15 protein-coding genes are annotated in these 16,338 nt (G+C 66.8%); 6 read left to right on the forward strand and 9 right to left on the reverse strand.

What is annotated here, in order from left to right:
• The first annotated feature begins 79 nt into the window (after nt 1-79).
• From WS66_RS11945 to WS66_RS11955, 3 genes are all read left to right on the forward strand, one after another.
• On the forward strand, nt 80-2,452 hold the full coding sequence (locus WS66_RS11945; RefSeq protein WP_059604871.1) for a DNA polymerase II: 2,373 nt from the start codon (nt 80-82) through the stop codon (nt 2,450-2,452).
• A 173-nt stretch (nt 2,453-2,625) separates the two neighbouring features.
• A complete protein-coding gene (locus WS66_RS11950) occupies nt 2,626-2,802 on the forward strand; it encodes an FCD domain-containing protein (protein WP_236872902.1) in 177 nt (58 codons plus the stop codon).
• A gap of 82 nt (nt 2,803-2,884) precedes the next feature.
• Nucleotides 2,885-4,012: a J domain-containing protein gene (locus WS66_RS11955; protein WP_059604868.1), complete on the forward strand. Its 1,128-nt coding sequence runs from the start codon at nt 2,885-2,887 to the stop codon at nt 4,010-4,012.
• Nucleotides 4,013-4,055: 43 nt separating this feature from the next.
• Here the strand turns inward: WS66_RS11955 and WS66_RS11960 are convergent, their stop codons facing one another.
• The 6 genes from WS66_RS11960 to WS66_RS11985 form a co-directional block, all read right to left on the reverse strand.
• A complete protein-coding gene (locus WS66_RS11960; RefSeq protein WP_059604864.1) occupies nt 4,056-4,961 on the reverse strand; it encodes a LysR family transcriptional regulator in 906 nt (301 codons plus the stop codon).
• Between the two features lie 79 nt (nt 4,962-5,040).
• Entirely contained in the window at nt 5,041-6,285 is a 1,245-nt protein-coding gene (locus tag WS66_RS11965) for an acyl-CoA dehydrogenase family protein (protein ID WP_059604861.1), read from the reverse strand.
• Between the two features lie 39 nt (nt 6,286-6,324).
• The gene (locus WS66_RS11970; RefSeq protein WP_059604859.1) at nt 6,325-7,083 is read right to left on the reverse strand and encodes an SDR family NAD(P)-dependent oxidoreductase; all 759 of its coding nucleotides are present in this window, start codon (nt 7,081-7,083) and stop codon (nt 6,325-6,327) included.
• Between the two features lie 7 nt (nt 7,084-7,090).
• Nucleotides 7,091-7,855, reverse strand: a complete 765-nt coding sequence (locus WS66_RS11975; RefSeq protein ID WP_059605181.1) for an SDR family oxidoreductase — start codon at nt 7,853-7,855, stop codon at nt 7,091-7,093.
• Nucleotides 7,856-7,921: 66 nt separating this feature from the next.
• Nucleotides 7,922-8,953 (reverse strand): phosphotransferase, encoded by a 1,032-nt coding sequence (locus WS66_RS11980; protein ID WP_059604855.1) that lies wholly within the window; start codon nt 8,951-8,953, stop codon nt 7,922-7,924.
• Between the two features lie 20 nt (nt 8,954-8,973).
• A complete protein-coding gene (locus tag WS66_RS11985; protein ID WP_059604850.1) occupies nt 8,974-9,648 on the reverse strand; it encodes a histidine phosphatase family protein in 675 nt (224 codons plus the stop codon).
• 208 nt (nt 9,649-9,856) lie between these two features.
• Here WS66_RS11985 and WS66_RS11990 point away from each other — a divergent pair, with 208 nt between their 5' ends.
• The 3 genes from WS66_RS11990 to WS66_RS11995 all read left to right on the forward strand — a co-directional run bounded on the left by WS66_RS11990 (nt 9,857) and on the right by WS66_RS11995 (nt 10,982).
• On the forward strand, nt 9,857-10,012 hold the full coding sequence (locus WS66_RS11990; RefSeq protein ID WP_011881216.1) for a DUF3309 family protein: 156 nt from the start codon (nt 9,857-9,859) through the stop codon (nt 10,010-10,012).
• A gap of 79 nt (nt 10,013-10,091) precedes the next feature.
• Nucleotides 10,092-10,427 (forward strand): hypothetical protein, encoded by a 336-nt coding sequence (locus WS66_RS34775; protein WP_162499692.1) that lies wholly within the window; start codon nt 10,092-10,094, stop codon nt 10,425-10,427.
• A gap of 117 nt (nt 10,428-10,544) precedes the next feature.
• Nucleotides 10,545-10,982 (forward strand): GNAT family N-acetyltransferase, encoded by a 438-nt coding sequence (locus WS66_RS11995; RefSeq protein ID WP_059604846.1) that lies wholly within the window; start codon nt 10,545-10,547, stop codon nt 10,980-10,982.
• A 25-nt stretch (nt 10,983-11,007) separates the two neighbouring features.
• Here WS66_RS11995 and WS66_RS12000 read toward each other — a convergent pair whose 3' ends face one another.
• The 3 genes from WS66_RS12000 to WS66_RS12015 form a co-directional block, all read right to left on the reverse strand.
• A complete protein-coding gene (locus tag WS66_RS12000; RefSeq protein WP_059604843.1) occupies nt 11,008-12,942 on the reverse strand; it encodes an SMP-30/gluconolactonase/LRE family protein in 1,935 nt (644 codons plus the stop codon).
• A 450-nt stretch (nt 12,943-13,392) separates the two neighbouring features.
• Nucleotides 13,393-14,700 carry a dicarboxylate/amino acid:cation symporter gene (locus WS66_RS12005; RefSeq protein WP_059604840.1) on the reverse strand — a complete coding sequence of 436 codons (1,308 nt, stop codon included), beginning with the start codon at nt 14,698-14,700 and terminating at the stop codon, nt 13,393-13,395.
• A gap of 431 nt (nt 14,701-15,131) precedes the next feature.
• The gene (locus tag WS66_RS12015) at nt 15,132-16,337 is read right to left on the reverse strand and encodes an MFS transporter (protein ID WP_059604837.1); all 1,206 of its coding nucleotides are present in this window, start codon (nt 16,335-16,337) and stop codon (nt 15,132-15,134) included.
• Between the last annotated feature and the right edge of the window lies 1 nt (nt 16,338).

Genomic DNA, 16,338 nt, shown 5'->3' on the forward strand with positions numbered 1-16,338 from the left:
CCATCGATCCGCCCTTCGGCGGGAACCGCGCGAGAGGCGCTAAAATCCGCCGCCTGGGCATCCACGACGAGCAAGCGTTTTGACGGAGTTCGAGCAAGGTTTCATCCTCACCCGCCACTGGCGGGACACCGCATCCGGCATCGAGATCGAGTTCTGGCTGGCAACCGAACACGGTCCGCGCCGCGTGCGGCTGCGCCCGCAGGAAGCCGTCGCGTTCGTGCCGGTCGAGCAGCAGGCGCTCGCCGAACGCACGCTCGCCGGCGAACGCGATGCCGAACTGCGCCCGCTCGCGCTGCGCGACTTCCGCCAGCGCGCGGTGGCCGGCCTCTATTGCCGCCGCTACCGCCACCTGTCCGGACTCCAGAAACGCCTCGCCGCGGCCGGTGTCGACGTCTACGAAGCCGACGTGCAGCCGCCCGACCGCTACGCGATGGAGCGCTTCATTACCGCACCGGTGCTGTTTCGCGGCACGGCCGGCCACGACGGCACGCTGACCGACGCCGAACTGAAACCCGCGACCGGCTATCGGCCGACACTGCGCTGCGTGTCGCTCGACATCGAGACGAGCGTCCACGGCGAGCTCTATTCGATCGCGCTCGAGGGCTGCGGACAACGGCAGGTCTACATGCTCGGCCCGCCGAACGGCGACGCGTCGGCCGTCGACTTCCGTCTCGACTACTGTGACAGCCGGGCCGAGATCCTCACACGCCTCAACGAATGGTTCGAGGAATACGATCCCGATGCGGTGATCGGCTGGAACCTCGTGCAGTTCGACCTGCGCATCCTGCATGCGCACGCGGAACAATACGGCGTGCCGCTGAAGCTCGGCCGCGGCGGCAGCGTGCTCGAGTGGCGCGCGCACGGCCAGCAGCCCGACCATTTCTTCGCGGGCGCGGCCGGCCGCCTGATCCTCGACGGCATCGACATGCTGAAATCGGCGACGTGGACGTTCCCGTCGTTCAGCCTCGAATACGTGTCGCAGTCGCTGCTCGGCGAAGGCAAGTCGATCGACAATCCGTATCAGCGGATGGACGAGATCCAGCGCCGCTTCGATCACGACAGGCCCGCGCTCGCGCGCTACAACCTGAAGGATTGCGAACTCGTCACGCGCATCTTCGACAAGGCCGACCTGCTGTCCTTCGCGCTCGAACGCGCGACCGTCACGGGCCTCGCGGCCGATCGCACCGGCGGCTCGGTCGCCGCGTTCACGCACCTTTACCTGCCGCGCATGCACCGGCTCGGCTACGTCGCGCCGAACCTCGGTGACGTGACGGGCCAGAACAGTCCCGGCGGCTTCGTGATGGATTCGCGGCCCGGCCTGTACGACTCGGTGCTCGTGTTCGATTACAAGAGCCTTTATCCGTCGATCATCCGCACGTTCCTGATCGATCCGGCCGGGTTGATCGAGGGGCTCGCGCATCCGGGCGACGACACGTCGGTGCCGGGCTTTCTCGGCGCGCGCTTCTCGCGCACCGCGCATTGCCTGCCCGACATCGTGCGGCGCGTGTCCGAAGGCCGCGACGAAGCGAAACGCCAGCGCAACGCGCCGCTGTCGCAGGCGCTGAAGATCATCATGAATTCGTTCTACGGCGTGCTCGGCTCGACCGGCTGCCGGTTCTTCGATCCCCGCCTCGCGTCGTCGATCACGATGCGCGGCCACGAGATCATGCATCGCACGCGCGAGCTGATCGAGGCGCAGGGCTACGAAGTCATCTACGGCGATACCGATTCGACCTTCGTCTGGCTCGGGCGCGAGCAAGACGACGACGCAGCCGCCGCCAAGGGCCGCGCGCTCGTCGAGCACGTGAACCGCTGGTGGCAAGCGCACCTGCGCGATCGCTTCAGGCTGGAGAGCGCGCTCGAACTGCAGTACGAGCGGCATTACCGGCGCTTCCTGATGCCGACCGTGCGCGGTGCGGAAGAAGGCAGCAAGAAGCGCTATGCGGGCCTCGCGCTCGCGGCGAACGGCGGCGAGGATCTCGTGTTCAAGGGGCTCGAAACGGTGCGCACCGACTGGACGCCGCTCGCGCAGGCATTCCAGCGCGAGCTCTACCGGCGCGTGTTCAAGCGCGAACCGTATCAGGACTTCATTCGCGACTACGTGCGCCGCACGCTCGCCGGCGAATACGACGCGCAACTCATCTATCGCAAGCGCGTGCGCCGGCCGTTGAGCGATTACCAGCGCAACGTGCCGCCGCACGTGCGCGCCGCGCGGATCGCCGACGAATTCAACCAGGCGCGCGGCCGGCCGCTGCAGTACCAGCGCGGCGGCTGGATCAGCTACGTGATGACGACGGCCGGCCCGGAGCCGCTCGAGACGATGCGCTCGCCGATCGACTACGCGTTCTACGTGAGCCGTCAGTTGCAGCCGGTCGCCGATGCGATCCTGCCGTTCCTGCGCGACGATTTCGAACGCGTGATTTCCGGGCAGGGGCAGTTGTTCGGCGACTGACGACACGCGGTACTGCGCTCGCCAATATCTTCATACGGTTGCGTTTGCAACCGCTTCGCATCCTGTTGGGCCTCGGGTTGCGCACGCCTCGATCGGCATTCAGGCCGGCCCGCTCGCCGGCCGACACCGCGATACCGTAGGCGCTCGGCGCGACGGCAGCGTGCGACTTCACCGTGAGTTCGCCGACGGCTCCCAAGCTCGGGCGCGACCACGACGAACTGATCGACGCGATCGCGCGACGCGATGCCGACGCCGCCGAACGCACCGCGCACGAGCACACGATGCTGTTCCAGAAGCGCTTCCTCGACTACATGAAGCAGAACATGACGGAATCGATGGCCGTGCCGTAACGCCGCACGCCGGAAGGAGTGCGTCCGTCCGGCTAAAATACCGGCCTGCCGCGCCCCCTGCCGCGGCCGGAGGACATTCATCATGACCGCACGTCGCGGTGCCGCGGTCGCCATCGCGCCCGGTCACGAGACAGCCAGCCTGTCGAAAGCCCAGAAAACGTTCAATACGCTCGTCAAGCACATCGAAAAGCGGCGCGAGCGGCTCGGCGCGTGGGAAGCCGTGATGCCGGCGTTCCAGAAGAAGTTCGTCGACGCGCTGTTGCCGCTCGAACAGGAAGCGACGGCGCTGCGGATCCGGCTGATTCATCTGCTCGACGACACGTTTCTGCAGAAAGGCTTGAGCAAGGCCGAACAGCGCACGCTGTCCGACCTGATCGCCGACATGGCGCGCGATTTGCTGAATGTGAGCGACGACGCGGCGCTGAAGATCATTTACAACCGGCACGCCGAATCCGGGCAGGTCGGCAACGCAGCGGCCGAGCCCGAGCCAACAGAAACGGAGCGGGAGCCCCAACCGCAATCGCGACCTGCTGACGATCTGGACTCACTGTCGCCGGACGAGCTGGCCGAACGGATGCAAGCCGAACTCGACGCACAGTTCGAGCGCGACATGGCCGCTCACGCGGCCCGCGAGGCCCAGCGCGCGAAGCGCAAGAAAGCGCCGAAGCAATCGGCCGCGCAGGCCCGCGTCGAAGCCGAGCAGGCCGAATCGAGCAAGTCGATCCGCGAGATCTATCGCAAGCTCGCGAGCGCGCTGCATCCCGATCGCGAAACCGATCCGCTGGAACAACAACGCAAGACCGTGCTGATGCAGCGGGTCAACCGCGCTTACGAGAAGGGCAACCTGCTGCAGCTGCTGGAACTGCAGCTGGAGATCGAACAGATCGACCGCCGTGCAATCGACGGCCTCAGCGAAGCGCGGCTCACGCGTTACAACGGCATCCTGGAGGAACAACTGCGCGAACTCGATCAGGAGATCGTGCACGTCGAGAACGATTTCCGGCGGACCTACGGCATCGCGTCGTCGAACAAGGTCGCGCCCGATACGGTCCTGCGCATGCTCGCGCGCGACATCGCCGGCATGCAGCGCAGCAACCAGGACCTGGCCGTCGCGCTGCGCGAGTTCGAGGATCCGGATCAGGTCAGGAGCTGGCTGAAGGACATGAAGCGCCGGAGCGCATCGTCGCGCTTCGACGAGGATTCGTATTGAGCCGGCAAGCGCGGGCAAACGCGCGATGCGCACGCCGCGCCCTTCACTGCGGCTCGCCGATCCCGCCCATCAGCATCATCAACTGCTCACGCAGCCACCGACTGCCCTGATCCTGATCGGCGCTGCGGTGCCAGTAGCAGAAGTATTCGAGTCCCGGCATCTCGAACGGCAGTTCGAGAATCCGCGCCGGGTAACGCTGCAGCAGCCTGAGCGGCGCCGTCAGCGCGAGATCGCCGCGCATCGCGATCAGCGGCGCGACCATGTAGTGCTGCACCCGCATCTGGATATTGCGGCGCAGCCCGAGCCGCGTCAGCTCCGCATCGACGTGCCCGCTGCCCTTGCGGCGGCTCGACACGTGGATGTGCCCCATCGACAGGTAGTCGTCCATGGTCAGCGCGTCGCCCTTGAACGGGTGATCGTCGCGGATCATGCATGCGTAGCGGTCGCGCACGAGCAGCGCCTGATGCAGGTGCGGGTCGCCGATCAGCGGCGCGTCGATCGCGATGTCGACGGAGCCGTTCGCGAGCGCGGTCGCCACTTCGCGGCGGTCCATCGTGTAGCTGCGCACGTGCATGCCGGGCGCATGCGTCTGCAGCAGTTCACCGAGCGCGGGCAGCAGCAGCGCCTCGGTCAGGTCGCTCATGCTGAGCCGGAACACGCGCTCGGACGAAGCCGGATCGAAAACGTCGCCTTCGTGCGCGCTCGAATCGAGCAGTTGCAGCGCCTCGCGCACACGGCCGACGATGTTCTCGGCCATCGGCGTCGGCATCATCCCGGCCGGCGTGCTGACGAACAGCGGGTCGTTCAGCGTCTTGCGCAGCCGCGCCAGCGCGTTGCTGACGGCCGGCTGCGTGAGGTTCAGCACCTCGGCCGCGCGCGTCAGGTTGCGCTTGTTGTAGATCGCCTCGAATACGACGAACAGGTTCAGATCAATCTTCGAAAGACGCATCGCCGGATCTCCTTGCCGGCATCTTAATACGGCGTGCGTCTCCCGCTCCTCCACGTCGCGTCCCTGCGCGGCGCGCGGCTCAGCCGCGCGGCGGCCGCGTCAGGTACGGCTCGGTCGAACCGCGCACGGCGTCCTTGATCTCCATGCGCGCGATCGCCTGCAGGTGCACCTCGTCCGGGCCGTCCGCGAAGCGCAGCGCGCGGCCCCAGGTCCACAGATCGGCGAGCGGCGTGTCGGGGCTCAGGCCCATCGCGCCGAACACCTGCATCGCGCGGTCGCACACGTCCGTGTATACGGTCGGCACGAGCGCCTTGATCATCGAGATTTCCTTGCGCGCCGCCTTCGCGCCGACCTTGTCGATCATCCATGCAGCCTTCAGCACCAGGAGGCGCGCCTGGTCGATCTCGATGCGCGAGCGCGCGATCCATTCGCCGATCGTGCCGTGCCGGTTCAGCGGCTTGCCGAACGCCTCGCGCGACTGCGCGCGGTCGATCATCAGTTCCAGCGCGAGCTCGGCCGCGCCGATCGAACGCATGCAGTGGTGAATCCGGCCCGGCCCGAGGCGCGCCTGTGCGAGCGCGAAACCGCTGCCTTCCTCGCCGAGGAGGTTGCGCGCCGGCACGCGCACGTTGTCGAACGTGATCTCGCAGTGCCCTTCGGGCGCGTAGTGATTGACCACCGTGATGTTGCGCACGACCGTCACGCCCGGCGTGTCGCGCGGCACCAGGATCATGCTCTGCTGCTGGTGCGATTCCGCGTCGGGATCGGTCTTGCCCATCACGATGAAGATCCGGCAGTTCGGATGCGCGGCGTTCGTGATGAACCACTTGCGGCCGTTGATCACGTATTCGTCGCCCACGCGCTCGATGCGGGTCGTGATGTTGGTCGCGTCCGACGACGCGACGTCGGGCTCCGTCATCGCGAACGCCGAACGGATCTCGCCGCGCAAGAGCGGCAGCAGCCACTGTTCGCGCTGCTCGGGCGTCGCGAACAGGTGCAGCAGCTCCATGTTGCCGGTGTCCGGCGCGTTGCAGTTGAACACCTCCGACGCCCAGCCCACGCGCCCCATGATCTCGGCGAGCGGCGCGTATTCGAGGTTCGTCAGCCCGGTGCCCGGCTCGTCCTCCTTCAGGTGCGGCAGGAACAGGTTCCACAGCCCTTCGGCCTTCGCGCGCTCCTTCAGCGCCTCCATGAACGACACGGGATACTGCCCCGCATGCACTTCCTCGTTCCACTGACGAATGCGCGGCACGATGTGCGCGTCCATGAATGCACGCACGCGTTCGCGCAGTTCTTCCACTTTCGGGGTGTAGCCAAAGTCCATGATCGACTCCTCGAGATTCCGTTGTTCCGTTCGTTTCGCTCAGAAGGCCGAGACACCGCCGTCGACGGCGACGGCCTGCCCGGTCAGATAGGTGTTTTCCTTCGCGCACAGCGTGAGCATCGTCGCGACGATTTCCTCGGGGCGGCCGAGCCGCTTCATCGGCGAGCCCTGGGCGAGAAAATCCTGGCGATCGCCGATGTCGCTGTCGGTCACCATCGGCGTCGTGCTGTAGAACGGGCACACCGCGTTCACACGAATGCCATGCCGCGCGTATTCGAGCGCGGCCGTCTTCGTGAGCCCGACCACGGCGTGTTTCGACGCCGCGTACGCGGCCAGCTTCGGTGCGCCGCCGAGCCCTGCCATCGACGCGACGTTGAGGATCACGCCTTCGCGCTGCGCGAGCATCTGGCGAATCTGGTGCTTCATCCCGAAGAACACGCCCTTCGCGTTCACCGCGAAGCTCAGATCGAGATCCGCTTCCTCGGTATCGATCAGCGCCTTCAGCGGCGGCGCGATGCCCGCGTTGTTGATGCCGACGTCGAGCCGGCCGAAGCGCTCGACCGCCGCCTTCACCAACGCAGCGACCTCTGCTTCGATGCGCACGTCGCAGCGCTGCGCGATCACGTCGGCGCCGGCCGCCAGTAGCGGCGCGGCCACGCGTTCGAGCGCCGCCTCGTTCAGGTCGCCAAGCGCGAGCCGCGCGCCCATCGCGGCCAGCTCGCTCGCGAGCAGCGCGCCGAAGCCGCTCGCGGCGCCGGTGATCATCACGGCCTGCCCGGCGTAGCTGTCGAGTTTCATCGCGCGCTCAGATCGTCAGGCCGCCGTCGACGACGATGCACTCGCCGTTCGTATAGCTCGCCGCGTCCGACACGAGATACAGCACGGTGCCAGCCATCTCGCGAGGCTCCGCGTGGCGGCGCAGCGGAATCTTCGCCATCCAGGTGTCGTAGATGTCCTTGTCGGCGAACAGCGCGCCCGCGAACTTCGTCTTCGTGAGGCCCGGCAGCAGCGCGTTCACGCGGATGCCGAACGGCCCGCACTCCTTCGCGAACGCCTTCGTCATGTTGACGACCGCGGCCTTCGTGATCGAGTAGATGCCCTGACGGTCGCCCGGCTGCAGCGCGTTCACGGACGCGGTGTTGACGATCGCGCCGCCGCCCTGCGCCTTCATCATCTTGCCGGCCTCGACCGACATGAAGAAGTAGCCGCGGATGTTCACGTCGACGGTCTTTTCATACGCGGCGAGATCGGTATCGAGGATGTGCCCGAAATACGGATTCGCGGCCGCGTTGTTCACGAGGATGTCGAGCCGGCCATGCTTGCCGCGGATCGATTCGAACGTCGCGGCGATGTCCTCCAGCCGCCCGACGTGACAGGCCAGCGCTTCGGCGCGGCCGCCCGCCGCGACGATCGCGTCCGCGACCGCCTGGCAGTCGTCGAGCTTGCGGCTCGACACGATCACGTGCGCGCCCTGCTCCGCTAGCAGCTTCGCGATTTCCTCGCCGATGCCGCGGCTCGCGCCCGTCACCAGCGCGATCTTGCCCGTCAGATCGAACAGATTCGTTGCCATGTTGCTGTGCTCCTCCATTGATGTTTTTCGTGCGGCCGCGCGGCGATGTCCGCGATGTCACCTATGTCAGCGATGCGCGCCGATCACGTCGACCGCCATTTCGGCCAGCCGGCCAGCCATCGCGCCCACGCGCAGCGCCTGCTCGCTCGACGCGTTGCCCTGCAGCGCGCGCGCCTTCACGCCCTGCGCGATCGACGCGAGCCGGAAGAAACTGAACGCGAGATAGAAATGCCAGTCGCGGATCGGCTCGATCCCGCGCAGTTCGCAGTAGCGCGCGACGATCGCCGCTTCGTCGGGAATGCCGAGTTCGGCACGATCCTGGCCCGCGAGCCCGCGCACCTGGTCGCCCGGCGGCAGCCGCAGGCACATGCAGAAATACGCGAGATCGGCGAGCGGATTGCCGAGCGTCGACAGTTCCCAGTCGAGCACGGCCTGCACGCGATAGTCGTCGCGCGCGAACATCAGGTTGTCGATCCGGAAATCGCCGTGCACCAGCGCGGGCCGGCCGGTGTCCTCAGGGCAGGCCTTCGGCAGCCAGTCGATCAGCGTCTCCATCGCGTCGAGGCGCTCCGTTTCCGCCGCGCGATACTGCTTCGTCCACACGCCGATCTGGCGCTCGAAGTAGTTGCCGGGGCGCCCGAAGTCGGCGAGGCCCACCGCGTCGACGTCCACGTCGTGCAGGGCGGCCAGCGTGCGCAGCAGCGCGTCGTAGCAGATCGCACGATCGGCCTTCGGCAACTCCGGCAGTGCCGGATCCCAGAAGATCCGGCCGTCCTCGAAGCTCATCACGTAGAACAGGCTGCCGATCACGTCGCGGTCTTCGCAGAGGTGATACGGACGCGCGACCGGCACGGCGGTGCCCGACAGCGCGCTCAGCACGCGGAATTCGCGATCGACCGCATGCGCGGATTTCAACAACTCGCCGGGCGGCTGGCGGCGCAGCACGTAGCGACCGCTCTTCGCATGCAGCAGGAAGGTCGGGTTCGACTGGCCGCCGGCAAACTTCTCCATGTCGAGCGGGCCTTCGAAACCCGGCACGTGCGCTTCCAGATAGCGCGTGAGGCGAGCTACGTCGAGGGGCTGGGAAGGGTTCGTCATCGTCGCGATCGTTCGTAGGGTCAGCCGTAGGTGCGCCACGCATATCGTTCGGTATCCTCGAGATGTGGTATGCCGTTGAACGACGCCAGGTGGAACGCTTCGGCGTTGAAGAAAAACTGCGAAAGACTGCTGTTGCGGATCTGCAGGTTCAGCGCGATCGCGCTCGACGGCGGTGCCGCGAGCACCTGCTGCACGGTCACCGCGATCGGGCCGCCGGAACTCACCGCGAGCACGCGCTGGCTGCCGCCCTCGCGGATCGCGGCGCGGGCGTCGGCGACGCGTTGCTGGAAATGCGCCCAGGTTTCGGGCGCGGTGTCGCCCAGCTTGTCGTCGGACCACAGGTGTAGCACCTGCCGCAGCGCGCGAAAGTGCTCCTTCATCGAGCCGGCCGCGAGCCGCGCGATCTCCGGATAGTCGCTCGCCGCGGCCGCGAACAGCCCGTGGAAGTCGTATTCGTTCAGGCCGGGATGGCGGTCGACCTGCGCGCCTTCCCCGCCCATCCCGCGCAGGATCGCAGCGACAGTCTGCGCATGCCGGTTCATCGTGCCGCAGATCACCCGGTCGAACGTCAGGCCCTGCTGCGCGAAGTATTCGCCGAGCCAGACGCCCTGCTGCTCACCGGCCGCGGACAGCCGGTCGTAATCGTCCGTGCCGAACGACGCCTGCCCGTGCCGCACCAGAAAAAGTTCAGCCATTGCGTGCCCGCCTGAGGGGAAACCGAAGGCCCAGCATAGCGACCAGGGTCACATTTTTGAAATTTATTTTCTGAATCGCCCACTATTCATCGCATGAATTCCACGTATTCATACAGCGCGCTTGTGCCGGCTTTCGCCCGACTCCCCGCCGCGGCACGCGAATTGCGGCAGGAGCCACCGTCATGTCACCACGTTCAGGAGGGGTGCGATGCTCGGTACGATCCTTATCATCGTTCTGATTCTGCTGCTCATCGGAGCATTTCCGGCGTGGCCGCACAGCCGAAGCTGGGGCTACTGGCCATCGGGCTCGGTCGGGCTGATCGTCGTCATCGTCGTGATACTGGTGCTGCTGGGCCGCATTTGAGTGTGACGACGCGTGCCTGTTGCGCAGGCACGCGTCGTTGATCGCGCTGCCGTGGCTTCTTTACAAAAGCCGGCGATGAATGCCAACCCGGCAACGGCACGAACCCGCCCGGGCGCCGTCGTTCCTGCCGTATCTCGGCGGCGCGCGCACGCCGCACAACGACGCGCATGCGCGGGGTGTTCTTCGGGTTATCCAGCGAACACTGGTTTCACGAATCGACAGCAAACTGAGGCGCCGAATGAGCACGCCCACCCTGCGCCGGAGCGCTTCGGCCGCAGCCGCGCGGCTCGGCATAGCGGTCGAGGCGCTGCGGTTCCACGAGCCGCACGGCCTCGTCGCGCCGGCGCGAATGTCGGCGGGCTACCGGCGGTCGTGCCGTTCACCCGAGCGCGTCGCCCCGGCCGCCGTCGGTTGATGCAGGCTTTCGGTCGACCGTCATGACAATTCCCGCTGCCCGGCCTTTGACCGCCATACCGCGTTCGTGGATCATTCGCTTCGCGCCATGGAATCCACCCGCGATCGCTCCTCGACCATGCCCCCTGCCATTTGCCTGCGCCCGGCGACCGCCGCCGACCTGCCCTTCCTGCTGAGGCTCCGCCGACTCACGATGACCGAGCATCTGCGACGCGTCGGCGCACCCACCGACGACAAAGCGCACGATCAGCGCATCCGCTCGAACTTCGAGGACGCGATGATCGTCTGCGACGGCGCCGATGCAATCGGTTTGCTGAAGGTCACGCGCGCCGCCGACGAATGGCACGTTCACCAGATCCAGATCCTCCCGTCGCGACAGCGACAAGGCATCGGCGAAGCCGTGCTGCGCGAGCTGCTGATCGAAGCCGCACGCGAGCACGTGCCCGTATCGCTCGGCGTGCTGCGCGGCAACCCGGCGCGGCGCCTCTACGAGCGGCTCGGCTTCACCCTCGCGTCGGAAACGGAGACGAGCGCGAGCCTGATCTGGCGCGCCTGAACCGTGGCATGCCGCGCCTCGCCCATCAAGGCGTCCACCGATAAACGGTGATGCTGTTCCCCTTCACGTTGTTCTTCGTCACCACGTATTCCCCGTTCGAGCGGCGATACGCGCGCACGCTGTACATCGCGTCGATCGCGCTGCTGGTATCCACGGTCGCGGGGCTCGCATTGACGAGCGTCGTGTCGAGATTGCCGGTGTCGAGGTTGAATGCGTCGATGTTCGGCCACAGCGGCCCGCTGCTGCTGAACCAGTAGCCGACGAACAGATGGTTGCCGGCCGCGTCGATCGACTTCGCGCCGCTGTGCGGCAGCGTGATGACCGGATTCGGCTTCGTCGTGTTGCCGGCGTTCCAGCCGTGATACACCTCGATGCGCGTGCCGATCGACGTCCAGTCGGTACTCCCGACCACACCCTGCGCGAGCACCATCGTGTCGCTGTCGGCGAGATAGACGATGCGCGTCAGCGGCTGGATGCTGGCCGGCACGGGCATGGGTACGCCCGCCCCCCAAGAAGGCTTGCCGCTCGCGTCGAAACCGTTCAGCGGATAGTGATAAATGGCGCCGGTCTTGTCGAGGCCGGCCCAGACGCCGCCCTTGCTGTCGAGGCTGAAGCCGGCCGACACGCGCCGGGTCGTGTTGAACGCGGGCCCGGGGATCGATCCGTCCGGAATCGCGACGTAGCCGTTGGCCGCGTTGAAGTGGAAGAAGTAGTAGACCGGCGGATTCTGCCCCGCTGCAACGAGGATCCGGTTCGCGCCAACGGACGTCAGCAGCCCGAAGTGCTCGTCGCGCTGGGTATCGCTCATGTTGATGCGCGGGTCCGACGGATACGTGAACGGATCGACGGTGTTCGCGACGAAGGTGCCGCCCGCGGTGCCGCTGTAGACGTGCGTGCCGCTGTAGAACAGCGCGCCGTCGGTGACCGGATCCGGTGCGGCGATGCCCTCGAAGTTGAGCGACTGCAGCGTCCACCGCAGGCTGCCGGCGCTGCTGTAAGCGTGAATGTCGGTCGCGCCGTTGCGGCCGAGATCCCAGCTGCCGCCCCACGGATTGTTGAGCACATACAGGTTGCCGGCCGTATCCTTGCCGATGCCGGCGATGCGGGTGAAGCGCTTCGCGCCGACCTGCCCCTTGATACCCGTCGTCGTGTCGAGATAGCCGCCGGGCACGCCGAACGTGCCGGCCAGCGCGGGTCGGCCCGAGACGGAATAGCGCTTGATGTTCATGTCGGGGCCTTCGTCGCCGATCATCAGCTGCCCCGCCGCCGCATCGAAATAGAGCGCCGACGGCTGCGACCCGGCGGCCAGCCGGATCGTGTTCAGCAGCGCGCCGGCCGGACTGAATTCGACGACCGAGCCTGCGCTCTTCTGCGCGACCCAGATGTTCCCCGCACCGTCGACCGCGAGCGCGCCGGGTGCCGACACGCCGATGTCACGCTGCCACACGCCGTCGGTCGTGAACACCCGCACGCGATTGCCGTAGAAATCGCTCGCATAGAGCAGCGAGCCGGCCGTGGCGAGCCCGGTGACGACGTCGATGCGCGGCTGGTTGGTCGCCGCGGTGACCTGAATCAGCTTCTCGCGGAACCGCGTGGCACGGTTGTAGCGCCCGACCGCGCCGCTGCCGTATCCGTTGCCGGGCTGCAGCGCGACGAACAGCGACGTCGCATTGCCCGTGATCGCACTGCCCTGGAACTCGGAATGCGTGCCGATCGAGCCGACGCTCTTGCCGTTCTGGTAGATCGCGACACCGCCCTCGTCCTCGTCCCACATCGACGCCGTGTAGATCACGCCTTCGGGCGCGACCCACATCGAGCGCGCGACGTTGCCGACGTGCGCGGCGAGCGTGCCGTAGGTATTCGCGATCCAGTCGGTGGTGTTACCCGCGTTTGCGGCCGGCGCGATCGCGGCGACCGCGGCGGCGAGCAGCACGGCCTGAATCGATTTTCTGGCGACCATGGCTGATGCTCTCCTGAATGGTGGAGTCATTCACGTGAGGGGGCAGCCGGGTGGTTTGAAAATCGGCAATGCGTAAATACTTCCGCTAAATCACCCGGTGCAGTCGGTATTACATCGCGCGTGCGCTCGATAATCGGCAACGCCGAGAATAGCGTCATATAAATCGAAAAAAATTGCGCGCTGCTCGCGACGGCCGGGCGTACGACTGCGCGAGAGTGAACGACCACTTATGCGTTCGCGTGCGCTATCGGGGCAGTGCAGCTTTCGATGGCGGGAATATCGCCGCGGTTTCGAATGCCGCGTATCGGCAATGGCGGAAGGTTTTTCGGCGAATCGGGACAATCGCCGGATACGGGTAAAGACGGGTAAAGGAATGACCGCTGGCGGGTATCGCGCCGGCCCGAGTCCGTGTCGAATCCGGGCCGGCGCATATCATTCACAACAGGGAAATCACGCGGACGTCGCCGTCTCCCGTACCTTCACCTGCTCAATTTCGCCACCGCCGTCCGAATCCGAGTCGGCGCGCGGTTCCCCGAGCTGGCCCTCCCACTTCGCGACCACCGCAGCCGCGATCGAATTGCCGACGGCGTTGGTCGCCGAGCGCCCCATGTCGAGGAACATGTCGACGCCCATGATCAGCAGCAGCCCGGCTTCCGGCAGATGGAACTGGCTGAGCGTCGCCGCGATCACGACGAGCGACGCGCGCGGCACGCCCGCCATCCCCTTCGACGTCACCATCAGCATCAGCAGCATCGTGATCTGCGTACCGAGCGGCAGGTCGATCCCGTACACCTGCGAGATGAACAGCACCGCGAACGTGCAGTACATCATCGAGCCGTCGAGGTTGAACGAATACCCGATCGGCAGCACGAAGCTCGAGATCCTGCGATTCACGCCGAACCGGTCGAGCGCGTCGAGCAGCTTCGGATACGCGGCTTCGGAACTCGCCGTCGCGAACGACAGCAGGAACGGCTCGCGAATCAGGCGAATCAGCGTGAACGCGCGCTTGCCGAGGAACGCCACGCCGGCGAGCGTCAGCACGCCCCACAGCAGCGCAAGCGCCAGATAGAAGCTCGCCATGAACTTCGCGAACGTGAGCAGGATACCGAGCCCTTCCGTCGTGATCGTCGACGCCAGCGCGGCAAACACGGCGACCGGCGCGAACCACATCACCGCGCCCGTCACCTTCAGCATGACCTGCGCGAGATCGTCGATCACGCCGGTCAGGCGCTTCCCGGCGTCACCAAGCGCGGACAGCGCGGTACCGAAGAAGATCGAGAACACGACGATCTGCAGGATCTCGTTGTTCGCCATCGCCTCGGCGATCGATTTCGGCACCAGGTGGACGACGAAGTCCTTCAGCGTGAATGCGCCCGTCTTCAGGTTCAGCGCCGCGTCGGCGGCAGGCAACGGCAGGCTCAGGTGGCTGCCCGGCTTCAGGATCGTCGCGGTCACGAGGCCGAGCACCAGCGACGTGAACGACGCGATGAAGAACCAGCCGAACGCCTTCACGCCCACGCGGCCGACCGACCCGCTGTCGCCCATCTGCGCGATACCGACCGTCAGCGTCGCGAACACCAGCGGCGCGATGATCATCTTGATCAGCCGCAGGAACACGTCGGACAGCAGCGACACGTAGCCGGCGACTTCCTTGGCCATTTTCGGGTCGGGAAACGCGCTATGACAGGCGTAGCCCACGGCGATGCCAAGCACCATCGCGATGACGATGTACTTGGTGATGTTGTGCTTCTTCTTCATTAGCAATCCAAATTACAGAACTTGTGCTTCCAACGACAGGGAGATCGCCGGCATCGACATGGGAACGGTGGACCGCGAGCGCGGCGCGCGCCGCTTCGAGTGCCGGTGCCCGTCCGTGGGCATGGCCACGGCGAACAGGGGGGGCATTCTATCGCAAACGCCCGACAATCTTTCAAATCTGAAAGCGACAAGCGATGCGCGGCGCGGGAAAGGAGGCGAGGCGGGCCTTCGCCGGCCGGGGCCGGGGCCAGGGCCGGGGCCGGGGCCGGGGACGGGGACGGGGACGGGGACGGGGACGGGGACGGGGCCGGGGCCGGGGCCGGGGCCGGGGACGGGCGGACCGCGACGGCGGGTCTGGTCTTCGGGCACCGTCGTGCCCGGCCGTCAGCTCAGCCTTGCGCCGAACGTCGGCAGACCCGGCCGGCGCCGCGTCACGCGTGCGACGCGCCGGGTCGCGGCATGAACCGGCACAGGCACAGCGGCAGCACGACCAGCGCCGCGCCCGCGAGAAACGTGGTCGATGCGCCGAAACGCGTCCACAGTGCGCCGGCGATGCTGCTCGCGAGCAGCATGCAGACGCCGCTCACCAGGTTGAACACGCCGAACGCGGTGCCGCGCAGCGTGGCCGGCGAGGTTTCCGACACCATCGCGGCGAGGATGCCCTGCGTGAAGCCCATGTGCAGCCCCCACACGGCCACGCCGGCGAACATCGAGATCGTCGACGTGCCGATGCCGAGCAGCAGGTCGGCCGCGATCAGCAACACCATGCCGGCCGCGAGCAGCACGCGGCGATCGAGCCGGTCCGACAGGATGCCGACCGGCCAGGCCGACAGCGCATAGGTGACGCTCATCGCGACCATCACGGCCGGAATCCATGCCGCGTCGAGCCCCGTCTGCTGCGCACGCAGCACCAGGAACGCCTCGCTGAATCGCGCGAGCGTAAACGTCGCGCCGGCCGCGACGACGAACCAGTAGCTGCGGGGAAACTCGCGCAGGGCGTTCCAGCGCAGCGGCGAGCGAAAGCGCCGGTCCGGTTTCGACTGCTCGGGCTCCTGTACGCCGAAGACGATCAATGCGATCGCGACGAAGGCCGGCACCACGGCAAACCAGAGCACGGTCCGGATGCGATCGCCGAACCACAGCATCAGCGCGATCGCGAGCATCGGGCCGAGAATCGCGCCGACGGTATCCATCGACTGACGCAGGCCGAAGCACGCGCCGCGAATTTCGGGCGGCGCGATGTCGGCCACCAGCGCGTCGCGCGGCGCGCCGCGAATCCCCTTGCCAACGCGGTCGAGCAGACGGGCCGTCACGACGACGGCCGGCGTGGACGCCAGCGGAAACAACGGCTTGGTCAACGCCGCGAGCCCGTAGCCGACCAGCAGCAGCCCCTTGCGGCGCCCGAGCCAGTCGCTGATCGCACCGGAGAACACCTTGACGATCATCGCCGTCGCTTCGGCCGCCCCCTCGAGGACGCCGAGCGCGGCGACGCTCATGCCCATCGTCGACACCAGGTAGATCGGCAACAGCGCATGGATCAGCTCGGACGACAGGTCCATGAAGAGGCTCACGAGACCCAGGGCCCACACGGTCCGCGGAATCGCAGGTTTGCCGGCAATCGGTGACGGGGCGCTCATG

Source organism: Burkholderia sp. LA-2-3-30-S1-D2 (assembly GCF_001523915.2).
In the GTDB taxonomy this organism is placed as follows: domain Bacteria; phylum Pseudomonadota; class Gammaproteobacteria; order Burkholderiales; family Burkholderiaceae; genus Burkholderia; species Burkholderia diffusa.